Annotated in this window: 21 protein-coding genes; 10 read left to right on the plus strand and 11 right to left on the minus strand. The window is 64.9% G+C overall.

What is annotated here, in order from left to right; translation table 11 throughout:
• The first annotated feature begins 56 nt into the window (after positions 1 to 56).
• The 5 genes from rfbA to KDC96_RS15165 are packed head-to-tail and all read left to right on the plus strand — an operon-like array spanning position 57 to position 4,143.
• Positions 57 to 947 carry a glucose-1-phosphate thymidylyltransferase RfbA gene (gene rfbA, locus KDC96_RS15145; protein ID WP_249171821.1) on the plus strand — a complete coding sequence of 297 codons (891 nt, stop codon included), beginning with the start codon at positions 57 to 59 and terminating at the stop codon, positions 945 to 947.
• Complete coding sequence (gene rfbC, locus KDC96_RS15150) at positions 944 to 1,489, plus strand: dTDP-4-dehydrorhamnose 3,5-epimerase (RefSeq protein ID WP_212449241.1); 546 nt, start codon at positions 944 to 946, stop codon at positions 1,487 to 1,489. Before rfbA ends, rfbC begins: the two co-directional genes overlap by 4 nt.
• Positions 1,486 to 2,343 (plus strand): dTDP-4-dehydrorhamnose reductase, encoded by an 858-nt coding sequence (gene rfbD / locus KDC96_RS15155; RefSeq protein ID WP_212449242.1) that lies wholly within the window; start codon positions 1,486 to 1,488, stop codon positions 2,341 to 2,343. The genes rfbC and rfbD overlap by 4 nt, the downstream gene beginning before the upstream one ends.
• Positions 2,336 to 3,388 (plus strand): dTDP-glucose 4,6-dehydratase, encoded by a 1,053-nt coding sequence (rfbB, locus tag KDC96_RS15160; protein ID WP_212449243.1) that lies wholly within the window; start codon positions 2,336 to 2,338, stop codon positions 3,386 to 3,388. Before rfbD ends, rfbB begins: the two co-directional genes overlap by 8 nt.
• On the plus strand, positions 3,364 to 4,143 hold the full coding sequence (locus KDC96_RS15165) for a sulfotransferase family 2 domain-containing protein (RefSeq protein WP_212449245.1): 780 nt from the start codon (positions 3,364 to 3,366) through the stop codon (positions 4,141 to 4,143). The genes rfbB and KDC96_RS15165 overlap by 25 nt, the downstream gene beginning before the upstream one ends.
• Here the strand turns inward: KDC96_RS15165 and KDC96_RS15170 are convergent.
• The gene (locus KDC96_RS15170) at positions 4,126 to 5,415 is read right to left on the minus strand and encodes a lipopolysaccharide biosynthesis protein (RefSeq protein ID WP_212449247.1); all 1,290 of its coding nucleotides are present in this window, start codon (positions 5,413 to 5,415) and stop codon (positions 4,126 to 4,128) included. The two genes, KDC96_RS15165 and KDC96_RS15170, sit on opposite strands and share 18 nt — an antisense overlap.
• Positions 5,416 to 5,544: 129 nt before the next feature.
• Between KDC96_RS15170 and KDC96_RS15175 the strand changes: the two genes are divergently transcribed.
• On the plus strand, positions 5,545 to 6,186 hold the full coding sequence (locus KDC96_RS15175) for a sulfotransferase family protein (protein WP_212449249.1): 642 nt from the start codon (positions 5,545 to 5,547) through the stop codon (positions 6,184 to 6,186).
• Between the two features lies 1 nt (position 6,187).
• Here KDC96_RS15175 and KDC96_RS15180 read toward each other — a convergent pair whose 3' ends face one another.
• Both KDC96_RS15180 and KDC96_RS15185 read right to left on the minus strand, forming a co-directional pair.
• The gene (locus KDC96_RS15180) at positions 6,188 to 8,926 is read right to left on the minus strand and encodes a hypothetical protein (protein WP_212449251.1); all 2,739 of its coding nucleotides are present in this window, start codon (positions 8,924 to 8,926) and stop codon (positions 6,188 to 6,190) included.
• Entirely contained in the window at positions 8,926 to 9,195 is a 270-nt protein-coding gene (locus KDC96_RS15185) for a hypothetical protein (RefSeq protein ID WP_212449253.1), read from the minus strand. Before KDC96_RS15185 ends, KDC96_RS15180 begins: the two co-directional genes overlap by 1 nt.
• A 227-nt stretch (positions 9,196 to 9,422) precedes the next feature.
• Here KDC96_RS15185 and KDC96_RS15190 point away from each other — a divergent pair, with 227 nt between their 5' ends.
• Genes KDC96_RS15190 through KDC96_RS15200 form a run of 3 tightly spaced genes read left to right on the plus strand, consistent with a single transcriptional unit; the run spans position 9,423 to position 12,178 of the window.
• Positions 9,423 to 10,004: an acyltransferase gene (locus KDC96_RS15190; RefSeq protein ID WP_212449255.1), complete on the plus strand. Its 582-nt coding sequence runs from the start codon at positions 9,423 to 9,425 to the stop codon at positions 10,002 to 10,004.
• Positions 10,005 to 10,007: 3 nt separating this feature from the next.
• On the plus strand, positions 10,008 to 10,754 hold the full coding sequence (locus KDC96_RS15195) for an FkbM family methyltransferase (RefSeq protein WP_212449257.1): 747 nt from the start codon (positions 10,008 to 10,010) through the stop codon (positions 10,752 to 10,754).
• Positions 10,755 to 10,801: 47 nt separating this feature from the next.
• Positions 10,802 to 12,178, plus strand: coding sequence for an O-antigen ligase (locus KDC96_RS15200; RefSeq protein ID WP_212449259.1), 1,377 nt, complete (start codon positions 10,802 to 10,804; stop codon positions 12,176 to 12,178).
• Here the strand turns inward: KDC96_RS15200 and KDC96_RS15205 are convergent.
• Genes KDC96_RS15205 through KDC96_RS15220 form a run of 4 tightly spaced genes read right to left on the minus strand, consistent with a single transcriptional unit; the run spans position 12,175 to position 17,007 of the window.
• Complete coding sequence (locus KDC96_RS15205; protein ID WP_212449261.1) at positions 12,175 to 13,173, minus strand: glycosyltransferase family 2 protein; 999 nt, start codon at positions 13,171 to 13,173, stop codon at positions 12,175 to 12,177. The genes KDC96_RS15200 and KDC96_RS15205 overlap by 4 nt on opposite strands.
• Positions 13,174 to 13,178: 5 nt before the next feature.
• On the minus strand, positions 13,179 to 14,054 hold the full coding sequence (locus KDC96_RS15210; protein WP_212449263.1) for a glycosyltransferase family 2 protein: 876 nt from the start codon (positions 14,052 to 14,054) through the stop codon (positions 13,179 to 13,181).
• Positions 14,055 to 14,072: 18 nt separating this feature from the next.
• Positions 14,073 to 16,277 carry a polysaccharide biosynthesis tyrosine autokinase gene (locus tag KDC96_RS15215; protein WP_212449265.1) on the minus strand — a complete coding sequence of 735 codons (2,205 nt, stop codon included), beginning with the start codon at positions 16,275 to 16,277 and terminating at the stop codon, positions 14,073 to 14,075.
• Between the two features lie 7 nt (positions 16,278 to 16,284).
• Positions 16,285 to 17,007: a polysaccharide biosynthesis/export family protein gene (locus KDC96_RS15220; RefSeq protein ID WP_212449267.1), complete on the minus strand. Its 723-nt coding sequence runs from the start codon at positions 17,005 to 17,007 to the stop codon at positions 16,285 to 16,287.
• A 198-nt stretch (positions 17,008 to 17,205) separates the two neighbouring features.
• Between KDC96_RS15220 and KDC96_RS15225 the strand changes: the two genes are divergently transcribed.
• Positions 17,206 to 17,796, plus strand: coding sequence for a hypothetical protein (locus KDC96_RS15225; RefSeq protein ID WP_212449269.1), 591 nt, complete (start codon positions 17,206 to 17,208; stop codon positions 17,794 to 17,796).
• On the opposite strand, the gene wecB is transcribed toward KDC96_RS15225, so the two are convergent.
• The 4 genes from wecB to KDC96_RS15245 all read right to left on the minus strand — a co-directional run bounded on the left by wecB (position 17,771) and on the right by KDC96_RS15245 (position 22,825).
• Complete coding sequence (gene wecB, locus KDC96_RS15230) at positions 17,771 to 18,847, minus strand: non-hydrolyzing UDP-N-acetylglucosamine 2-epimerase (RefSeq protein WP_249172026.1); 1,077 nt, start codon at positions 18,845 to 18,847, stop codon at positions 17,771 to 17,773. The genes KDC96_RS15225 and wecB overlap by 26 nt on opposite strands.
• 50 nt (positions 18,848 to 18,897) lie before the next feature.
• Positions 18,898 to 20,199: a UDP-N-acetyl-D-mannosamine dehydrogenase gene (gene wecC / locus KDC96_RS15235; protein ID WP_212449272.1), complete on the minus strand. Its 1,302-nt coding sequence runs from the start codon at positions 20,197 to 20,199 to the stop codon at positions 18,898 to 18,900.
• Positions 20,200 to 20,318: 119 nt separating this feature from the next.
• Positions 20,319 to 21,563 (minus strand): glycosyltransferase family 4 protein, encoded by a 1,245-nt coding sequence (locus KDC96_RS15240; RefSeq protein WP_212449273.1) that lies wholly within the window; start codon positions 21,561 to 21,563, stop codon positions 20,319 to 20,321.
• The gene (locus KDC96_RS15245) at positions 21,560 to 22,825 is read right to left on the minus strand and encodes a nucleotide sugar dehydrogenase (protein ID WP_212449274.1); all 1,266 of its coding nucleotides are present in this window, start codon (positions 22,823 to 22,825) and stop codon (positions 21,560 to 21,562) included. Before KDC96_RS15245 ends, KDC96_RS15240 begins: the two co-directional genes overlap by 4 nt.
• Positions 22,826 to 22,893: the final 68 nt, after the last annotated feature.

The raw sequence follows: 22,893 nt of genomic DNA on the forward strand, positions 1-22,893 counted from the left end.
ATGCTGCGATGCGCGGAACCGCTCGCAGGGACCACCCAACAGGACGGAAAGACAAAGTGGCGCAACCACGTAAAGGGATCATCCTTGCCGGAGGCTCGGGAACGCGGCTCTATCCGCTGACCAAGGGCGTTTCGAAGCAGTTGATGCCTATCTTCGACAAGCCGATGATCTACTATCCGCTGAGCACGCTGATGCTGGCGGGGATCAAGGATATCCTGATCATCACCACGCCGGAGGATGCCGGGCAATTTCAGCGCGTGCTGGGCGATGGCTCCGATTTCGGCGTATCGCTGAGCTATGCCGAACAGCCGAAGCCGGAAGGGCTGGCGCAGGCGTTTCATATCGGCGCGGATTTCGTGCGCGGCGGGCCGAGCGCACTGATCCTCGGCGACAACATCTTCTACGGGCATGGCCTGCCCGCGCTGCTCGACAATGCCGATGCGCGCGACAGCGGGGCGACCGTGTTCGCCTATCGCGTCAACGATCCGCAGGCATTCGGCGTGGTCGAATTCGATGGCGAGGGCCGGGCGATCTCGATCGAGGAAAAGCCAGCGCAGCCCAAGTCCAACTACGCGGTGACCGGGCTGTATTTCTACGACGAGACCGTCGTTGACCGCGCCGCCGACCTCAAACCGTCGGCGCGCGGCGAACTGGAGATCACCGACCTCAACCGGCTCTATCTCGACGAAGGATCGATGTCGGTCGAGATCATGGGGCGCGGTTTCGCGTGGCTCGACACCGGCACCCATGCCTCGCTGCTCGATGCCGCGACCTATGTCCGGATCACCGAGGAACGGCAGGGCCTGAAGATCGCCTGCCCCGAGGAAATCGCGTGGCGCAAGGGCTTCATCACCGACGACCAGCTGGTCGAAATCGCCCAGCCGCTGCGCAAGTCGGGCTATGGCGAATACCTGCTTGGGCTGCTCGAAAACCCGGTGATCGCGTGAAGATCGTCAAAACTGCCATTCCCGGCCTGCTGATCATCGAACCGCGCGTGTTCGGGGACGATCGCGGGTTCTTCTTGGAGACATGGAACGAGGCGGCGTTTCGCGAAGCGGGGCTGGACCTCACCTGGGTGCAGGACAATCACAGCCACTCGCAAAGGGGCGTGCTGCGCGGACTGCATTTTCAAAACCCCGGCGAACAGGGAAAGCTGGTGCGGGTGACGCGCGGCGCGGTGTTCGACGTTGCGGTCGACTTGCGCAAATCGTCTGAGACTTTCGGCAAATGGGTGGGCGTGGAACTGACCGCCGAGAACAAGCGGATGTTCTGGGTGCCCGAAGGCTTCGCCCACGGTTTCCTCACGCTCACCGACAACACCGATTTCATGTACAAGTGTACTGCGCCCTACTCGCCCCAGACCGAACATACGCTCGCGTGGGACGATCCGGCGGTCGGGGTCGAATGGCCCGATCTCGGTACCGCGCCAGCGCTTTCGGAGAAGGACAAGGTGGGCCTGTCGCTCGCTGACGTCCCTGCTTTCGCATGAAGGTCCTGATCACCGGAGCGAACGGGCAACTCGGCGGCGCGCTCCAGCGCACGGCTCCCGCCCATGCCGATCTCAACGCGATCGACGTGGACGATGTCGACTTCACCGAAGACGCGATGCTGCGCGCGCGGCTGGTGGTGGAATCGCCCGACGTGCTGATCAACGCCGCCGCCTACACCGCGGTCGACAAGGCCGAGAGCGACGAGCAAACTGCGCGTGCGATCAACGCCGACGCGGTCGCGATCATGGCCGAGGAGATGGAAGCGCAGGGCGGCAAGCTGGTGCATGTCTCGACCGATTTCGTGTTCGACGGTACCTCTTCGCGCGCCTATCGCCCCGACGATCCACGCAATCCGATCAGCGCCTATGGCCGCACCAAGGCGGCGGGCGAGGATCACCTGCGCGACACCGATCTGCTGGTCCGCACCGCCTGGGTCTACGAAGCGGGCGGGGCGAATTTCGTGCGCACCATGATCCGGCTGATGAACGAGCGCGATGAGCTGGGTGTGGTTTCGGACCAGATCGGCTCGCCGACTTGGGCGACGGGCCTTGCGAACACGATCTGGAGCCTGATCGACAAGAGCGCGAGCGGCACCTTCCACCACAGCGATGACGGCGCGATCAGCTGGTTCGATTTCGCGGTCGCGATTGCCGAGGAAGGGCATGAACTGGGGCTGATTGCCAAGGTGCCGAACATCAAGCCGATCACCACCGCCGACTATCCCACCCCGGCGAAGCGACCCGCTTTCTCGCTGCTCGATTGCAGCGCCACGCGCGAGCTATTAGGGGACCAGCCGGTCCCCTGGCGCACCAACCTGCGCCGTATGCTCGAACAGGAACAGGCTCTTGGCTAGCATTCTCGTCACCGGCGGCGCCGGCTTTATCGGCGGCAATTTCGTGCACTACTGGAATGCGCAGCATCCCGACGACGAGGTCGTGGTGCTCGATGCGCTGACCTATGCCGGGAACCGCTCGACATTGGCGGGTGCGAACCGGACGGAGCTGGTCGAAGGCGACATCCGCGATCAGGATCTTGTCGAGACACTGCTGCGCGAGCGCGGGATCACCACCATCTTGCACTTCGCCGCAGAGAGCCACGTCGACCGCTCGATCAGCGGCCCGGACGCCTTCATCGACACCAACATCCTCGGCACCAACGCGCTGCTCAAGGCGGCGCGCGCGGTGTGGCTCGATGGCGACGGCAAGGATCACCGGTTCCACCACATCTCGACCGACGAGGTGTTCGGCTCGCTCGGTCCGGACGATCCCGCCTTCAGCGAAGTGACACCCTACGCCCCGAACTCGCCCTATTCGGCATCGAAGGCCGCGTCGGACCACCTCGTGCGCGCCTATCACCACACCTACGGGCTCGAGGTGACGACCAGCAATTGCTCGAACAATTACGGGCCGTACCAGTATCCGGAAAAGCTGATCCCGCTGTTCCTCTTGAACGCTCTATCGGGCAAGCCGCTTCCGATCTACGGCGACGGGATGAACGTGCGCGACTGGCTGCATGTCGAGGACCATTGCCGCGGGATCGAGGCGTGTCTTGAGCGCGGCAAGCCGGGCGAGACCTACAATATCGGCGGCGGGGCGGAGCTGCCCAACATGACCGTGATCGATCGCGTCTGCGCCGAGGTCGACCGTGCTTTCGAGGAAGTAGACGGGCTCGCCGACCGCTATCCCGATGCGCCCGCAGCGCGCGGCGAGAAGAGCGAAACGCTCAAGACCTTCGTCACCGACCGCGCCGGACACGATCGCCGCTACGCCATCGACGAGACCAAGGCGCGGGGCGAGCTCGACTATGCGCCGCAGCGCGGTTTCGAGGAAGGGCTGCGCCAGACCCTGCGCTGGTATCTCGACCGCGAAGACTGGTGGCGACCGCTGCTTTCGGCATGAGGCTGGCGGAACTCTCGAGCGCGTTTGCGCGGCTTACCAACCGTGCCGGGTTGGAGGTGTCGCTACGCCGGGTCTTGCGATCCACGTCCAGACGCCGGGTGGTCTACTTCCTGCATATCGGCAAGGCGGCGGGCTCGCAGGTCAAGCAGATGATGGCGCAGGTCAATCGCGAGGCGGACGGCGTGCTGATGAAGGGTCTGTCACACGACGTGACGCTGGCCGACCTTCCCGAGCCCGCCGACTACTTCTTCTCGATCCGCGATCCGATCAGCCGGTTCCGCTCCGGCTTCTATTCGCGCAAGCGGCGCGGTCGACCCTTGAATGACATCGCCTGGACCCCGCACGAGGAAACCGCCTTCGCCAATTTCGAACACGCCGCCGATTTGGCCGAAGCCCTGTTCGCTCCGGGCGAGGAAGGGATGCGCGCCGCCGCTGCGATGAAGTCGATCCGTCACACCGCGCAGGACCAGATCGACTGGTTCGCGCTGGCGGGCGACATTTTCACCGTTCGTCCTCCGGTGTGGGTGCTGCGGCAGGAGCATCTCGAGGCGGACATGAAGGTGCTTCTCGATCGGCTCGGGGTCGACTTCACGCCGGAAGCTCGCCGCGACGCCAAGGGAGCGCATGCCAACGACTATGCAGGCATTCCGGATCTGACCGAAACCGGCATTGCCAACCTCAAACGCTGGTACGCGCAGGACGTCGCCTTCTACGAAGCGGTCGAAACCTGGATGTCCTCACAGCGCAGCGAGTAGACGCCGCAGCACCACCAGCGAGGCGGCATTGCGCAGAACCGCTCCTGCGGCGGCACCGATGGCCGCGCCGATCATGCCATAGCTCGGCAGCAGCCACAGGAGCAGTGCGAGGCTCACCGCAACAGTCGCGATTTCGATCGTCAGGACAGCGCGCTCGCGGTTCATCATCGTCAGGGCCGCCCCGGCGGGGCCGGCGGCAACATTGAAGAACTGCCCCAGCGCAAGGATGCGCAGCGCATCCGCCCCGCGCACGAAATCCGGGCCGAACAGCGACAGGATCCACTCGGCAGCCAGCAGGACGACAAGCAGCAGCGGCACGACGATGGCGATGCCGAGCAGGCTCGATGCCCGGACGGTTTTCCACGCCGCTGCCGGGTCCTGCCGGTCGAACGCGGTCGCAAGGCGCGGCCCGGCCATCAGCGAGAAGCTGCTGTTGACCAGCGTGAACAGCAGGCAGACTTGGAAACCGACGCGATAGATCCCCGCCTCTGCCGCGTCGCGGAAGGCAGTGAGCAGGAACAGCCCGAGCCAGTCGCCCAGCGCCGCGAGCACGTTGAAGGCCGCGATGAACAGGCCGGTGGCGAGCGCCGCCGTGCCGGGCTCGCGCTCGACCCCCGCCATTGCCGCGCGCACCACAGCCACGCTCACCAGCGCGACAAGCACCACCCCTGCAAGATACGCCACCGAAGGCGTCACCGGGACGAGCGCCGCACCCAACAGCCAAAGCGCCGCCAGCGCCAGAATCGCGATGGAGGTATAGCCCACCCCGTCGAGCGACTGCGAAACCAGCACGCTGCCCTTCGCCCGCAGCAACGAGCTTGAGGCCCGGATCAAAGGGAAGGCGACGATGGTCGGGGCCAGCCAGCGCAGGTGATCGGCGACGCCCGGCTCTCCCAGCAGCTGGACCGCAACCGGATCGGCAATCAGGAATACCGCAATCGCGAGGGGGATGCTGACCAGCAGTTGCCGGTTGCGCGCCTGAGCGAAGAAATCGAACGCCGCGCCGGCCTGCTCTTTCGCGAAGGCGGCGCTTGCGCTGCGGACAATCAGCCGGTCCAGACCCTGCGCCGCAACCAGCGCAGTGATCGTCGCGGTCGCCAGCGCCAGCTGGAACTGGCCAAAGGTCTGCGCGCCGAACAGCCGCGCGATTACCCACGTCATCGCGAACGCCGCAGCCGCCCCGGCGATCCGCAGCATCAGTCCCAGCAGCAATTCGAAGTGCAGGCCCCGGCGGGGGAGGCGGCCCGGCTGTTGCGCTGTTCCCTCCTCCATCTCGCGTCCTGTCCCACTGTCCACAAGGTTGAGCCCCTGTCGGGCGTATGCGAGCCTTCGACGGGTTGGCAAGGGCGGCCACTCCTGTAGGTGGAACGCTGCACAGTTATGAGGTCGGGGCCCTTCGCGATGGCATCAACGGATACGGGATCGGGGAAAGTCTTCTGCATCGGCTTCCAGAAGACCGGCACGTCGTCACTGCGCGATGCGCTGGCGCAGATCGGGTACCGGGTCTGCGGGGTGTTCGGGCGTGACGTCCCGCTCGACGAACTGCGCACAACCTATGTGCAGCGGGGGCTCGAAATCGCGAAAGAATACGACGCGGTCGAGGATATGCCCTGGCCGCTGATGTTCCGCGAGCTCGACGAGGCGTTTCCAGGGTCGAAATTCATCCTGACGATGCGCGAAACCGATCGCTGGTATCGCTCGATCGCCAACCATTTCGGCGACAACCCCTACCATATCCAGCAGCTGACCTATGGCGATGATGCGCCCGCGCCGGTGGGGCACGAGGCGCGGTATCGCGAGGTCTACGACGCGCACAACGCGGCCGTGCGTGCGTACTTCGCCGACCGCCCCGGCGACCTGCTCGAATTCTGGCTCGAGCGCCAGCATGGCTGGGCCGAGCTGGGCGAATTCCTCGGCCGGGACGACGTCCCGGTGGGTCGGTTCGTCCATACCAATTCGCAGACCCAGCGCGGCAAGCTTGTCAATCGGATCCGCGGGCGACTGATCCGGATGGGCGTGCCGCTGAAGTCGATGGACGGCTAGCTCAAGTCAACGCAACCGCCTCGGCGGCAAGCTGGCGGACCTGCTGGAGATTGCCCGGGAATGCGCTTTCCTCGATCACTGCGACGCGGCGAACGGTCGCGTTCATTGCGCCCGATCCGCGCCCGATCCGCAATTCGCTTCGCCCGCTGAAGTCGACCCCTTCGATCATCAGCACGACTTCGCCCGCGCCGTTCACCGCATCGTGAAGGTCGCCACGTGTGGTCGTGACCACGCCATCGACTTGCACAGCGGTTGCGAAATGCGAAGCGGTGTTGCCCGCCTGGTACTGGACGTAGGTGGTGTTGGCCTCGTCCGACAGGATCGCGCCCGGATCGGCTGGGTCGTTGACCATGATCGCCATCGCGACGGTAAAGAGCCCGCCGTTGATGGCCTGCGACACGAAGTCGTTGTTGCCGTCGAACGTCGCGCCGTTCGTTCCCAGCGCCGGCTTTCGGCTGCCAGTCGCCTGAAGGTGCTGGTTGCCGTTGGCTGAGCGATCCGGAGAGGTCCAGGGCGGCACGTCGCTGGCGAGGGTGTAATCGTGAATGCTGGACCTTCCGCCGGCTGCGTCAATCAGCGCGAGGAGATCGCCGAACGGATCGCCGCTGCCCGATGGGCCGCCGCTGTCGACGAAAACGGCCGCGTTGGCCGCGATCGCCCCCGGTGCGGCAATCGGGGGATAGCCGCCTTGGGCAATGTCGTGCGGCAGGATCGGGGCGAAGCCGCTGGCGAGCAGCCCCCCGACCGGAGTGAAGTCCCCGCCCGATGCATTGGCGAAGAGGCTCGACTCATTGCCGCCCAGCGCAATGCGGGTGGCGCCCGACGGCTTGATGGCCCCGTCGAACAGGTGCATCGCGTCGACCTTGAGGTTCGCGAGCACCTGTCCACCGGCCCAGACGAAGTCCTTCGCGACATTGTTCGCGATAAGACAGTAGGTGTCGGCGGTGTTGTTCTGTTCGTCGTTGCGTACCCGCCAACGCTGGTTCGCGGAATTGTGGACTATCACCAGGTGACTGAGGCCCGCGCCGGTGCCTCGTCCGAATTGGGAGGAATTGGCATCGGGATCGTAATATCCTTCAACGGTTTCACTGTTATGCAGCGCATTTCCGAAGATAAGGATGTCGCGGAGTATCGCGCCGGGCGGATTGGGCGAGAGGAATAGCGTCTGGGTCTGCATTTCCCATGCCCGGTTGAAAGCGATGATGACGTTTTCGTCGGCGTTGAACGGGGGCTGGTAGAAATCGCCGTGGCGATCGAACATCGCCACCAGCGTGAGCGGCGCGGTCTTGCAATCGGTCGCAGGCAGGCCCCGGCCTTTCTCGCCCGCGATCGAGCCGGCGCAGCATCGGATCGTGGCGAATTCGGGATCGGTAAGGCTGGCGGACCAGCCCGGCAGGCCGTCGAGCCAGGCGACAAGGTCCGCAAAAGTGTACCCGTCGCCGGTCGCACCGGTGTAGTAGCTTTCCTGGTTGCCGCATTCGAAGGTCGCGACATTCGTGCCCCATCTCGCGGTCCAGGTGGCAAGGCTGGCATCGGCGGTGCCGTCGCGTTCGAGCGTCGCAGTCGCCTCGGCGCCCGCATACTGGACGGCAACGCAGGGGTGATCGGTGTACCAGAAGCCGCCGCGATGGTTGTCGAGCGTGTTGTGGACGCAGCACTTGATGTCGCCGAACACATCGTAGGTCATGTTCGCGAGCGTGCAGCCGCGTACCAGCGTTGCTGTGCCGCAGGCACCCGAAACTTCCGAAATGTCGCATTCGGTGAACCACGCGCCGCCGCGGATGCGCCAGCCCAGTTGGTCGGGCGCGCCGCCGCGCAGGGTTTCGAACCGACCGCGCGGATCGCTAGTGGTGATGGTGATACCATCGCACCAGAAATTGGTGTCGAAGCTGTTGATCTCTACCAGGTGGCGGAAATCGAGCGTCAGATCGCGACCGATGAGGCGAATCGGCGATCGGCCCGGACTGATCTTGGCGGCGGCATCGGTGGTGTATTCGGTCAGTCCGATCGCGCATCCCGAAGTGGCGGCGACGATTTCGACCCAGCCTTTCTGGTCCCACGCATTGGGCGGATCGTCGCCCATGTCGTAGGTGCCCGGTTCGGTAAGGGCGATGCGATAATTCTGCCAGCCCTGTGACTTGCCGAACTGGATCGCTTCCCTGATCGTGGGATAGCGCGATCCGGCGATCGCACCGGCGGACGGTGCGACCGAGAGCAGGCCGTCGTGGCGGGCGGCTTGCGGAGCGAATACGTAGGGGCCGATGACGCGACTTTGCATCGTTGCATCGCGCGGCGTCGCTTCGACATAGAGATGCGCGTAGCCGCTGCGCTGGGGCGGTTTGCGCAGCCGTACCCACCATCCGTAATAGGTCTGCACTTCGCCGTTCGCGTCGATCAAGCTGTGCCAGCGCGGCTCCGCGAGAGTGACGCTGGTGCCTTCGAAATGGAATGTCACGCCAGCAAGGCCGAGCGCCTCGAACAGCGAGCCGCGATCGTTCGCCGCAGCCATGACTCCGACATCGAGCGTGTCGGTGAAGTGCTGCTTGGGCGGGGTGATGAGCCGCAGCGCGGGCTTGGCCGTGGTTCGTTCGGGATCGGCTGGCAGCGCCGCAAATCCACTGCCTTCCGATCCGTTCCACGCGGCGGAGGGAGCAATCGCCGGCGGAGCGGTCGCGGAAAGATCGCCCGCTCGTGGCACCGGGGAACTCTGCGAGACGAGACCAAGACCGAGCCAGCTCATCAGGCGAGGCCTACCAGATCGGCCGCGGTGGTTCCACTTGCGCGCACCGCACGCAGCCGGATGGCGAGAACGGTCCCTGCGGCGACATTGCGGAACGTCACGTCGCTGTCGGAATCGACGGGCCGGGCCACGATGTCGCCACCTGTCCCGATATAGATTGCCTTGATTGCGCTAGCGAGATCGGCTGCATCGTCGGGCACGATCGCCATTGCCGTCTTGGCCGGCGCGATCAGGCTGTCGGATGAATGTTCGAACGGATCGAATGGCATAGGTTTAACCTCTGAAAAAGTAAAGACAGGATCAAGTAACCAGATAGGTTATATGTAGGAAAGTGCTTTTGTGTTTGCGGTTCTGCCTTTCCGCTTGTTCGCAGACGCATTAGCGGTGTGGGGATCGCGTCTCGTCGACTGGACTTCCTGCCCGCCCGTAACCTAAGCGGGACATCGAGCCGGGCGGCTGCGATGGCCTGACCGGCACCCTTTGGGATGCGCGTGCGATGAGCGAAGCGGAACTGGCCAGAAAGAACAGCCCCGCGCGGTTTCAACGCTGGCTGCGCATGCTCGGATCGTTGATCGACCCGCGCGCCTGGGTGCACCTGATCAAGATCGTGAACTACTACAACTACGTTCACGTCGCCCCCCTGCGGCGGGTGACTTTCGCCGGGCAGCGCAATGTCAGCCCCGATGCGGTATTCCAGAATCCCGAGCGGATCACGATCGGTCATCGTGCGCGTATCGGATCGCGCTGCCATCTGTGGGCCGGCCCGCGCGATGGCCATATCCGGATTGGCGACGATGTGCTGTTCGGTCCCGACGTGCTGGTGACGGCAGCGAGCTACCGCTACGACATGGGACACCCCGTGACCGAACAGCCGATGGGGGAAAGCGACGTCGTGATCGGCAACGATGTGTGGCTGGCGACGCGCGCGGTGATCCTGCCCGGGACAACGATCGGCGACGGGTCGATCGTTGCAGCGGGCGCGGTGGTGAAGGGTGACTTCCCGCCGATGAGCATCATTGCCGGGATGCCTGCCAGGGCAGTGGCCGAACGCTCGATCGCAGCGAATGGAGATGGCTGAGGCATGGGCAGACTGACCGAACTTCGTCGCAAGGTGAAGAAGACCAACATCCTCATGCGAAACAGGATCTGGCGCGACGCCGCTTTCAAGGGCGTGGCCGCGGCGATCGAGCATCGCCACACCCTCCGGGATCTCGATTTCGGAACCTGTATCGATGTCGGAGCCAACCGCGGGCAGTTCTCGCTGCTGGTTCGTGGCCTGAAGCCGGATTGCCGCATCTACGCGTTCGAGCCGCTGGCCGAACCGGCCGCGCATTTCGAGGAGGTTCATAGGCCGGGCGAGACGGTGACGTTGTATCGCCACGCGCTCGGATCGCAGCGCGAGACCCGCGAAATCCAGGTCCATGCCAAGTCCGATTCCTCGTCTTTCCTTCCGCCCGAAGACGTCAGGCAATATGGCAAGATCGCGGAAATCGTCGCCTCCGAAGAGGTCCGGATCGAACGGCTCGACGACGTGCTGAAGCCCGCCGACCTCTCGCCCAGAACGCTGCTCAAGCTCGACGTGCAGGGTTTCGAGGCCGAGGTGCTTGCCGGTGCATCGGGGCTGCTCGACCGAGTCGAATGGATCTACACCGAAGTGGCCTTCGCCCCCCTCTATGCCGGCCAGCCGCTGTTCAACGACCTGCACGACATGCTGACCGCGCTCGGCTACGTCCCCAAGCGGATCGGCCACGTCAGCGGGACACCCGTCAATGTCCAGTCGACGGCCGATTTCCTGTACCAGAAATCAGGCGGGAGCACCGCCGCGTGAGACCGGCGATGCTTGATCGCCCGTGAATCGGGACTAGGGTTCACGCCGTGTCGACCTTACCGCTCAGCAATCCGGCAACGATCCGCTATCGCCCGCAGCCGCGATACGGCAAGCTGCCGCTCTACTTCGCAGTGCTGCTGGGCTATATCCTGCTGCTTCCGCCGCAATTGAATCAGACCGTCATGGGGGCGACGCTGCCGCCCTATCGGCTGTTTCTGATCCCGGCGACGCTGTTTGTGATCGCCAGCGCGATCAACGGGCGTTTCCGTTTCACCTGGCCGGATCTGCTGGTTCTGATCGCCGGAACCTGGATCGGCGTCGCGCTGTTCGTGACCACCGACCAGGCCGAGGCGCTGCCCGCTGCAGTGGCGCAGGTAACCGATACGGCGCTCGCCTATTTCTTCGCCCGGTCGGTGTTCCGGTCGCTACGCGACCTGCGGCTGTTCCTGTTGCTGCTGCTGCCGGGGCTGCTGGCCGTTGGAGCGATCATCGCGGTCGAATCGATCACCCACAACCATATTCTGCAACCCTTCATCAGCCAGTTCACCGGCCAGTCGGCCTATCTGCGAACCGATATCCGGCTTGGCTTCATGCGCGCGCGCGGCCCGTTTCCGCACCCGATCCTCGCTGGCGTTTTCCTGGCCAGCTTCCTGCCGCTGTTTTTGCTTTCGGGGCTGCGCAGCTGGCCGTTTGTGCTGGGTATCGCGGCGGCACTGACCAGCTTCTTCACTGTCAGTTCGGCCGCCCTGCTGGGGCTGTCTGTGGGAACGATGCTGACCGTCTACAACTGGCTGAGCGAGCGCTTCCTCAACCTGTCTTGGCGATTGCTCTTCATCCTGGGCGCGATCGTGGTCTTCCTGCTCGAATTCGGGACCCGTGGTGGTGCTTTCTCCACGATCATGCGGTTCGGTTCGCTCAATTCCTACAGCGGCTACAACCGGGTGCTGATCTGGCGGTTCGGCACCGAAAACGTCGCCGCCAATCCCTGGTTCGGCCTCGGCTACGGCGAGTGGGAGCGGCCCGAATGGATGAAGGGCTCGGTCGATAATTTCTGGTTGCTGCAGGCGATGCAATTCGGGGTCATCCCGCCGCTGCTGATCGCCATCGCCTGCCTTGTCACAGTCTATACGCTGGCGCGTCGAAGCAGCCATTCGCACCCGGTCGATGGGCGGTTCGAGCGCGGCGTGGCGATCGCGCTGGCAGTGTTCGCGTTCGGGATCGTCTCCGTCGCGATTTGGCTGTCGGCGCAGGCGTGGTTCTACATGCTGCTGGGGATCGCCGTCAGCCTCGCCTTTGCCGAGCGCAGCGCGGTGCGCCGACCGGGCGCGGTTCCGCTTAGACCGCCGCCCGATGCGTTTGCACGTGGTGACGACGGGGTCCGTGCACGCCCGCCCGCCGGGCAGGTCCAGCCCGACCCGCGCTAGGCCCGATCGCGGTCCAGCCGCGCCAGCAATCCGCGCTTCGGGTCGTAGCCGTGGATCCACAGGCCGGGGCGCAGCGCCACGTCGCGATAACCACCCGCCATTGCCCTTAATCGCGGCCGCCATCGGCCCAGCAGACGACCGGCGATCACCCGCTCCAGCGCTGCGAGCCATACGAGCCCGCGTCCCAAAGCTCCGGCGAGGGGTGACCAGTGGCGTCGCACGAATTCCGCCGTCCCCGCCGCGCGATACAGCATGCGCAGCGGCGACAGACCTTGGCCGTGGGCGATGGCGTGATGGCCGCGCGCCGCAGGGATGCGCCAGAACCGATACCCGAGACCGGTGAGCCGGTAGAACAGGTCGACCTCCTCGCAATAGAGAAAGTAGCGCTCGTCGAAGCCGCCGACCTGTTCCCACGCGGCACGGTCGAACATCACGAAACCGCCGACCAGCACTTCCACCGCCGCGTCCCGGTTCAGCCCGGCGGCCCGGCTGTTTCCGACAATCGAGCGTCCGAGCGCAGCGCTGGCGAATTCGAGCAGCGAAGGCATGGCGATCGCATTGCCGCTATCGGGCGTGCCGCCGGCATCGACCGTCACGCCGCCCCACGCTGCAGCCTGGGGATGGCGCGCCGTCGCTGCGATCAGTGCGTCGATGGCACCCGGTTCGAGCACCATGTCCGGGTTGAGCAGCAACAACCTGTCCGACCGGGCGTGATGCGCGAGCCAGTTGTTGCCGGCCGCGAAACCGACATTGCCCTTGCTCTCGACGATCCGGATGTCGGGATGGGCATTCCTTACCAGCGTCTCGGTGGCTCCATCGCCGTTGTCGACCAGCAACACTTCGTAATCGTGCCGCGTGCAGGCCGGCGGGATCGAGTCGAGGCAGGCGCCGATCAGATCGACGGAATTGTAGGCGACGATCAGGATGGAGACCGCGCATTGGGCGCTGATATCCGCTTTGGCGGTCGCTGCGGCGGACGAGACGGGACCGGTCATCCTGCTCAGACCTCGCGCGCGGCGAGATCGCGTTCCCACACGATGTTGCGGCTGCGAAGTTTGGCGAACCGCGCGCGGATGCGAGCGATCGCCTTGATGCCGAGATAGATTGCGACGTCGACCGGCGAAGCGCCGTTGCCGAGCGCATCGCGCAGGTCCCCGGCCTGGTTCGAGCCCGCAAAGTGCGGGCTGGGGTGGAGCCGCAGCACCTCCTCGTTGCCCAGCCGGCGACGGGTCTCGACCCGGATCTGGTCGATCGCGCGGCGCGGCGGCGATACGGTGAAGCAGACCGGATTGCCTTCGCGATCCTCGGCGACATTTCGGCGCTCGCTGTCAGTGAAGCGCGAATGCACCCAGATGTCGTCGCCGGTGATCGGCGGAAATTCGCCGATCGCCTCGAAACCCGCCTGCGACAGCCCGAAACAGCCCGATCCGACCATTGCATTGCGGACATAGGGCTGGGTCAGCCACACCCGGTAATATGCCCTGACCAGCGCATTCGAACGCGACAGGTCCATCCGCAGCGCGGGCGATGCCGCCATCACCCCCGGCTCGCGCAGCACCTCCGCCAGCGCGGCGAGCGAGTGATAGCTGCAGCGCACATCGGCATCGAGGAAGATGCGCGGGAAATGGCTCGCCTCCTTGTGCGCCGCGTTCATCGCCTTGGTCTTGGACCCTTCGGCCAGGTCGAGCACCAGCGCCTCGGGGGCCGTCTCGCGGGCGATGGAAACCGTGCGGTCGGTGCAGCCATTGGCGGCGACGATGATCTGCGCGCGGCCGGTTTCGGGCGCATCCTCGAGCAGCGCTTCGAGACAGCGCGCGATGACCGCCTCTTCGTTATTCGCGGGAATGACGATCGTGAACGGAGCCGGATCGGTCACACGCCCGCTCCGCCCCGATCAGTCGTCCTGCCCGTATTGGTAATAGCCATACTGGTAATCGTAGCTTTGCCCGGCTTCGAGCGCGCGATACTTCGTCAGGATAACCCCGAGAATGTTGCCGCCCGCCCCGCGCACGCGTTTGATCGCGGCCTTGGCCTGCCCGAAATGCACCTTGTTGGCTTCGAGCACGAAGATCGTGCCATCGACCAGCCGCGACAGCAGCGGCGCATCGGCCAGGCCCATGACCGGGCAGCTGTCGAAAATGATCAGCGAATATTCGTGGCGGCTCTTCTCGATGAACTCGCGCATCTGCTGCGAGGCGAGCAGCTCGGTCGGGTTGGGGCTGATCGAACCGATTGGCAGGATCTCGAGGTTTTCGTGCAGGCCCTTGACCACTGTCGACTGGAGATCGGTGTGGCCCAGCACCACCTCGACCAGTCCCGCCTGCGGGTCCTCGATATCGAGCAGCCGCGCGACCGAAGGGCGCCGCAGGTCGGCGTCGATCAACAATGTCTTGCGCCCGAGGCTAGCAAACAGTTCGGCGAGGATCACCGCGGTGGTCGACTTGCCTTCCGAAGCCTGACTGCTGGTCAGCTGGATCACGTTCTGGTTGCGCGGCAGGGTGAAATCGATCGCCGATCGGATCGAGGCATAGGCCTCCATCAACGCGCTGAACCGGTTCGTCTCTTCCTTTTCGAGATCGCGCGATTCGACAAACGGCGTATGGCCGAGCAGCGGCAGGCCGATCTTGTCCTCGACCTCGTCGAGCGAACGGATCCGGTCGTCGAAGGATTCGCGCAGCACCGCGAGGCCACCGGCGAGCGCAACGCCGAATACCAGCGAAACCATCAGGTTGCGCAGCAGGTTGGGCGAATAGGGCGAGGCGGGCACGGTCGCCGAATCGAGCTTGCTCAAGGTTCCGCTCTGGACATTGGCGGCGGTGCTGATCGTGTTGTAGCGATCGAGCAGCGCCTTGAGCTGGTCGCGCAGGGCCTGCGCCTCGCGCTCGAGCACGCTGTACTGCACCTGACGGTCCTGCTCGACCATGGTTTCGCCGGTGAGCGAATTGAGCTCGCGTTCGAGCGCCTGTTCCTGGTTGCGCGCGACGGTATATTCGTTGCGGACGGTCGCCTTGATGTCGGCGCTGCTCTGCTGGATCTGGCGATCGAGCGTCGCGATCTGTGCCTTGACGTTGACGATCTGCGGGAATTCGTCGTTGTAGCGCTGGCGCAGCTCGATCAGTTCGGTCTGCAGCCCGGTACGCTGGTTCACGAGCCCCTGCAGCACGGCATTGCTCTGAACTTCGGGAAGCTGTGCGGCCGGCAGGTTCTGGATCGCACGCCACCGCTGCTCGGCATCGATGCGTTTGGCACGGGCATCGGACACGCGCTGGTTGATGTTCGTCAGGTTCGCCCCGGTCAGCGTTACCGTGCCGCCTTCTTCGCTCCCCACGCCCTGCTGCACGATGATCCCGCTGCTGCGGGCATAGGCGTTGGAGGCCTCTTCGGCTTCCTGCAGCCGCGAGCGGATCAGCTGGATCTGCTCCTGCAGATATTCCTGCGCGTATTCGTTGGCGGCGATATCGCTGCGCGTGTCCGATGCGACGAACGCGTCGGCATAGGCATTCGCCATCTCCGCCGCCAGCACCGGGTCGTCGGAGCGGTAGCCGATGGTGATGATCCACTGGTCGGGCGTCAACTCAGCGGTTACCGAACCCTGCAGGATCGAGGCGGCGCTGCGCTCCTTGCTGCGGAGCCAGTCCTCGTCGCTCATGTTGGGCGGGCGGGCGGTGTCGATGTCTTCGCCCAGCAGGTCGTATCGCTCGCCGAGATTGAGCTCGGCCGCGACCGCGCTGGCAAGATTGCGACTGCGGATGACGGCGGTCTGGGTCGACATCAGGTCATAGACCTGGTTGCTGGCGATCCCCTGATCGATGTCCTGACCCTCGACGATGAAGGAGCCGTAGGGATCGACCCGCACGGTCGCAGTCGCCTGGTACATCGGCGTGGCCATGAGCGTGAAGACGAGGCCGGCGATCAGCGATGCGGCGACGATCGCAGCCACCAGCCAGCGCTGGCGGAACAGCACGCCGCGCACCGCAGCGACATTGATCAGCTGCGCGCGCGGCTGATACTGGACGATCTGGTTCTCGGGCAGATACGGGTCCAACCAGGTCCCGCGCCCCTCGGGATCGGGGGTCTGGATGATCGAACGGTCGTTCATCGCCCTATCAGTTGTTGTCGATCGCCACGGTCGCGAACACGCCCAGCGCCGGGATGGCCTGCAGCGCATCCTGCCAGAAGATCGAAAGCCCGTCGGTGCCGACCACCACGCGGTCGCCCGGTTCGAGCACCGGATCGAGCATCGTGCCCTGGCTCACCGCCCCATAGTCGAACTTGGCGATGTAGATCCCGTCGGGACGCGTGCGGAACACCGCCACCTGGCTGCGCTTCGCTTCGCGCTTGGTCCCCTGCGCCAGCGCGATGGCCGAAGAGAGGCGGGCGCCGGGTTCGAACTGATAGACGCCCGGCGTATCGACTGCGCCCTCGACCGTGACGAGATGCGACGCGTATTCGGCGATGTTGATCGCGACCATCGGCGACTTGAGCCCGGCTGCCGACAGCCTGCGGGTCACGTCGGCTTCGAACTGCTGCGCGGTCATACCGGCTGCCGGGATCGAGCCCAGCAGCGGCAGCGAGACGTTGCCTTCGACGCCGATCTGGACGGCTTCCAGCGAAAAGTCCGGCTCGCGGAAGACGTTGACGGAAATCTTGTCGGACGGGCGCAGCAGGTAGGTGCGCGACGCCTGGTGGGTGTAGCCGGCCTGTCCGAGACTGGACACCGGCTGGATCGCGGCCGCTCCGATCACGGGTTCCGGCGTGGAGGCGCAGCCCCCCAGCGCAAGAGCTGCGAGTCCGTATAAACTCAGATGGATACCTGCCTTGGCGCGCATCGTGTCGTTCCCTCTGTCGATTACGGGAAAAGCCTTAGACGCGGGGTTGCCGCAGTGCAACAGAGCCTGCCCACAAAACCGGGAAGCTTCGCCGATGCGAGGCGCTGATGCGGCAGCGGGCAGGCAGGATGCGATTGCGGCGGACCATGCCGATGCTATGGATTGGCGGATCTCCAATCGAAGCGCCGCAGATACGCCATGCACGAACCCGCCCCATCCATTTTCAGCCTGATCGCGGCCGGAATCTACGCACTGGTCGTGCTATCCGCCGCGGCGGCCTCGCTGACGGCGCTCGCGAAACGCCAGCCGGCGCGCTTTTGGCGGGGATGGGCAGCGATCGCGCTGCTGTTTGCCGGGCTGATCGCGATGCGGGTGCTCGATCTCGAAGCGATCTGGCGCGACGACATGCGCGAATGGTTGCGTGCGACCCACGCGTACCAGAGCCGTCGCGCGATACAGGGTCCGATCGCCGCAGCCATCCTGATCGTCGCGGCCGCAGCCGCTCTGTTGGGCGGGGCAAAGGTGCTCCAGTCGGCCAGCGGCAGGCGCAGTTTCGCGCTGCGGCTGGGGCAGGCGGCGAGCCTGGCCTTGATGTGTCTGATCGCGCTGCGGCTGGTGTCGTTCAGCGCGCTCGACTCCCTTTTGTTCGGACCGCTCAAGCTGAACTGGATTGCCGATCTGGGGGCGACGCTGTTCGTCGGTTTCGCCGCGCTGTTCTACGTCTACGCTGTGCGGCAGGCTACGCAGGCCGACAGTCGGGGCGTCAGCCGGAATGATGCCCGGCGATGATCGCTGCGATCCGGCGGCTGGCGGTGCCGTCGCCATAGGGATTGTGCGCCTTCGCCATGCGATCGTAGTCGGCGGGATCGTCTAGCAGTCGGGATACCTCGCCGACGATGCGATCGGTGTTCGCGCCGACCAGCAGCGCGGTGCCCGCTTCGATGCTCTCGGGTCGCTCGGTCGTATCGCGCATCACCAGCACCGGCTTGCCGAGGCTCGGCGCTTCCTCCTGGATTCCCCCGGAATCGGTGAGGACGATATCCGAGGCCTCCATCATCGCGACGAAGTTGAGGTAATCGAGCGGCTCGATCAGCGCGACATTGGCAATGTCGGAGAGGGCGGGGCGCATCACTTCGGCGACGTTGGGGTTGGGATGCATCGGGTAGATGAGCGCGGTGTCTTCGCGTGCTGCGAGCTGCTGCAAGGCGGCGGCGATCTGCTGCATCCCCTCGCCGAAATTCTCGCGGCGGTGGGCGGTGACGGCGATGATGCGCTTGCCTTCGAAGCGCTGCCTGAGCGGCGTTATCGCCGGGGCGAGCGAAGGATCTGACGCGATCTGTTCGCGCGCGGCCAGCAGCGCGTCGATCACGGTGTTGCCGGTGACGTGGATTGCGCTGTCGGGGACGTTCTCGGCGCGCAGTGCGGCGGCGGCGTTCTCGGTCGGGGCGAAGTGCAGGTCCGCGACCGCGCCGGTAACCTTGCGGTTCACCTCTTCGGGCCAGGGAGCATAGATATCGCCGGACCGCAGCCCCGCTTCGACATGGCCCACAGGAATGCGGCGGAAGTAGCAGGCGAGCGTCGCCATCATCGTGGTCAGTGTGTCGCCGTGGACGAGCACGCGGTCGGGATTCTCGGCATCGAGCGCCTCGCCGAACCGCGTGACGATCCGCGCCGACAGCGCGTCGAGGCTTTGCCCCGGCTGCATCAGGTCGAGGTCGATATCCGGCACGATGTAAGCCATTTGCAGGACCTGGTCGAGCATCTCGCGATGCTGCGCGGTGACCGCGACGCGGACGTCGAAACAATCCGCTTCGCGCAGCGCCTGCACCACCGGGAACATCTTGATCGCTTCGGGCCGGGTCCCGAATGTGACCAGTATGCGGGGCTTGCTCACCGCTTCATCATGCCGCGCGTGTCGTACACCATCTTGCCCGCGAAATCGGCGGGGGTGAGGTGTTTGAACGCGGTGTGATCGACCAGCACGACGATCACTTCGGCGCTGGCGAGCGCCTCGTCAAGGCTGGCCAAGTGCGCGCCGGTCCCGGCGAAACCGCTCGGCAATTCATCGGCATAGGGTTCGACCAGCATGATCCGCTGGCCGCGCGTCCTGGCGAGGCTCAGCGCGATTTCCATCGCCGGGCTTTCGCGGAAATCGTCGATATCGGGCTTGAAGGCGAGGCCCAGCAGCGCGACCTTGCCGGGCATCGCATCGACCAGCCCGCGGATGCGGCGTTCGGAGTACACCGCCTTGAAATCGTTGACTTCGCGCGCGGTGCGGATCAGCCGCGCGACCTTGGGTGCGCTGGAGACGAGGAACCACGGATCGACCGCGATGCAATGCCCGCCGACGCCGGGGCCCGGCTGGAGGATGTTGACCCGCGGATGGCGGTTGGCGAGCGCGATCACGTCCCACACGTCAACGCCGAGATCGTCGGCTATGACGCTGAGTTCGTTGGCGAAAGCGATGTTGACGTCGCGGAAGCTGTTCTCGGTCAGCTTGACGGTCTCGGCGACGCGGGCGTTGGTGGTGAGACAATCGCCTTCGACGAAGCTCGAATAGAGCGCCTTGGCCCGCTCCGCGCAGTCGGGCGTGATGCCGCCGATCACGCGGTCGTTCTGCACCAGCTCGCGTACGATCTTGCCGGGCAAAACCCTTTCGGGACAATAGGCTACGGCAATGTCGCCCGCTTCCTGCGAGCCGAACACCGGCAGTTTGAGGTCGGGGCGCAGCTCGGCGATGACCTGCGCGACACGCTCGGTGGTGCCGACCGGCGAGGTGCTTTCGACGATGATGCAGGCACCGGGCAGGACCTTTGACGCGATCGCGCGTGCGGCGGCCTCTACATAGCTGATATCGGGCGTGTTTTTGTCCGTGAGCGGGGTGGGCACTGCGATCATGTAGAAATGCGCGGTCGGCACTTCGGTCGAGGCGGTCAAACGCCCGGTTTCGCAGGCTTCGCTCACCAGCCGGTCGAGGTCGCGTTCCTCGATATGCACGCCGCCGGCATTGACGGTTTCGACAACCTTTTCAGAGACATCGACGCCGCACACGTTCCAGCCATAGCTCGCCAGAACCGCCGCCGTCGGCAGGCCGATATAGCCGAGGCCGATCACCGCGACCTGATGGTCGGGCGCGGGCTGGGTTGCAGCGTCCGGCCCGAAAGCCGTGGCGGTGTCGAAAGGTGCGTTCATGGGTCCAAAATTCCCGGATTTTCGGGGGATCATGGCCATGAAGGGCTTAAAATCGCGTTATGGTTGCGGCGATTTTCACCATTGCAAAGCGCTTTGCGTAACGCGGCACAGGAGGGGGCCTAAAGCTTCAGAGCCTGCTTGTAGGCGGCCAGAAGTGGGTCGATCTGGTGCTGCCAGTTCAGTTCCTCGACCACCCGCTTGCGGCCAAAGGCACCCATTGCGGCGCGCCGATCCGGATCGTCGACCAGTTCGATGATCTTGTCGGCCATGTCGACCGGATCGTTGGGCTTGGCATAAAGCGATGCCTCTTGCGCCGAAAACCGGCCCTCGGTGACATCGAATTGTACCATCGGCTTCGAAAGCGACATGTATTCCATGATCTTGTTCATGGTCGACTTGTCGTTCATCGCGTTGACCCGGTCGGGGTTCACGCCGAGGTCCATGGTCGAGAGCACTTCGAACAATTCCTGATCCGGAGCGCGGCCGGTGAAGGTGATGAAGTCGGCAAGGCCCTTCGAAGCGGTCAGCGCCTTGAGGTCTGCGAGCGCCGGCCCGCCGCCGACCAGCACGAACTGGATATCCTCGCGCTGCTTGTCGCGGACGATGTGCTCGACGGCGTCGATCAGCAGGTCGATCCCCTCCTGCTCGCCCATCACCCCGACATAGCCGACCATGTGGTCGCGCCCGTTTTTCCAGCGGGACACCGGCGGCACCAGTTTAAGCCGCGACAGATCCGGGCCGGAGCGCACGACATGCACCTTGTCGGGCGCCATCCCGCCGCGTTCGACGGCGATTGCCTTGTAGCTTTCATTGGTGGCGATCGACACGTCGGCAAAGGCGAAGGTCAGTTTCTCGAACGCCCGCATCAGCTGCCAGAAGAAGCCGCGCTTGTTGAACTTCGCTTCGTAGAGCTCGGGATTGATGTCGTGGTGATCGAAGATGTACTTGACGCCCAGCGCCTTGAACGGCGCGGCGACGAGGAAGATCAGGTCGGGCGGGTTGCAGCCCTGGATCACGTCGATGCGGCGCTTGAAATGGATCTTCCACGCCAGCACCGTTTCCCAGAACAGCGCCGCGCCGTATTCGAGCAGGAAACCGAGCGCGCCCTTGGCTTCGAGCGGCAGCGGGTGACGATGGATTTCGACACCCTCGATCACTTCGAAGCGCTGTTCGAACCCCTTGCCGGTCGGGCAGATGATCGAGACATGCGCGCCCGCCGCCTTGAGCGTCCGCGCCTCCTGCCACACCCGCCGGTCGAACGGCAGCGGCAGGTTTTCGACGACGATCAGGACGTGCTTGCCCTTGAGCGGCTCGCCCTCGATGACTGTCGGAATGCCCTCTTCGGCGGCGATCGCATCGCTCACGGAATCGCGCTCACGTCGACAACCTTGTCCGCAGCGACCGACAGCGTGTCGATCAGCCGGTTGGTCGCGATCACGCGGGCATGCGCGCCGCTTTCCGCCGCTGCCTTGTCGACCAGCAGCCCGTCGATCTTCGGCAACCATGCATAGGCATAGCCGAGGTTCTGCCCGACGAGGTTGTCCGGCTCGATCTGCGGATCGTAGATGTCGAGATCGTAGCCCGCTTCGAGCAGCTTCCTTGCCATGTCGACCGCCGGGCTTTCGCGCAGATCGTCGGTCTCGAGCTTGAAGGCGAGGCCGACCAGCAGCACTTTCGCGCCCGGCTCCAGCCCCTGCACCGCGTGCTGGAACTGGTGGTGCTTGTGCGCCTCATTCGAGCGGATCAGCGAGTCCACCAGATGCGTCGCCGAGCCGGTATCGGCGGCAATGTATTGCAGCGCACGCACATCCTTGGGCAGGCACGACCCGCCGAACGCGCCGCCGGGCCGGGTGTAATAGGCCGAGATGTTGAGCTTGGTGTCGCTCTTGAAGATCGCGTGCACGTCGCGCGCCGAGATATCGAGGTTCTGGCACACCCGCCCGATCTCGTTGGCGAAGGCGACCTTCACCGCGTGCCAGCTGTTGTCGACGAACTTGGTGATCTCTGCCTCGCGCAGGCCGACTTCGAACACTGGTGCGTCGATCCCGTCGTGCAGCGCGTGCATGTTGGCAGAGGGCTTTCCGCCGAGCGTCCCGATCACGATCTTGGGCGGGTTGAAGTAGTCCTCGATCGCGGAGGCTTCGCGCAGGAATTCCGGGTTGTAGACCAGCTCGACCGCGACCGATGCCTTCGCTCCAAGCGCGTTCTCGATGATCGGCCAGATGATGTTCTCGCAGCTGCCCGGCCGCATGGTCGAACGGTAGGCAAGCGTGAGCGGCTTTTCGCGATCCGGCTTCAGCGCCTCGGCGATGTTGCGCGTGACCTGCGCGATGTAGCTCATATCGTGCGCGCCATCGACGCCGCTGGGCGTGCCGACGCAGACGATCGCGAGATCGGCATCGTCGAGCTGGTCGGTCAGCTCGGTCGCAGCGGCGATCCGCCCCTCGGCCCGCGCAGTAGAAATCAGTTCATCGAGACCCGGTTCATAGACCGGCGCACGCCCGGCATTGAGCGCATCGACCTTGGCCTGGCTCACATCGACGCCGACGACCGTATGGCCCTGGCTGGCGATGCATCCGGCGGCGGTCGAGCCGACATAGCCGAGGCCGAAAATGGCGATTTTCAATGGGCAGGCTCCTGCGCGAAGGTGCGTTGCGGGGAATACGGGGAAACGCCTAGCGGGGGGCATCGGGT

This window comes from Erythrobacter sp. JK5 (genome assembly GCF_018205975.1).
GTDB lineage: Bacteria > Pseudomonadota > Alphaproteobacteria > Sphingomonadales > Sphingomonadaceae > Erythrobacter.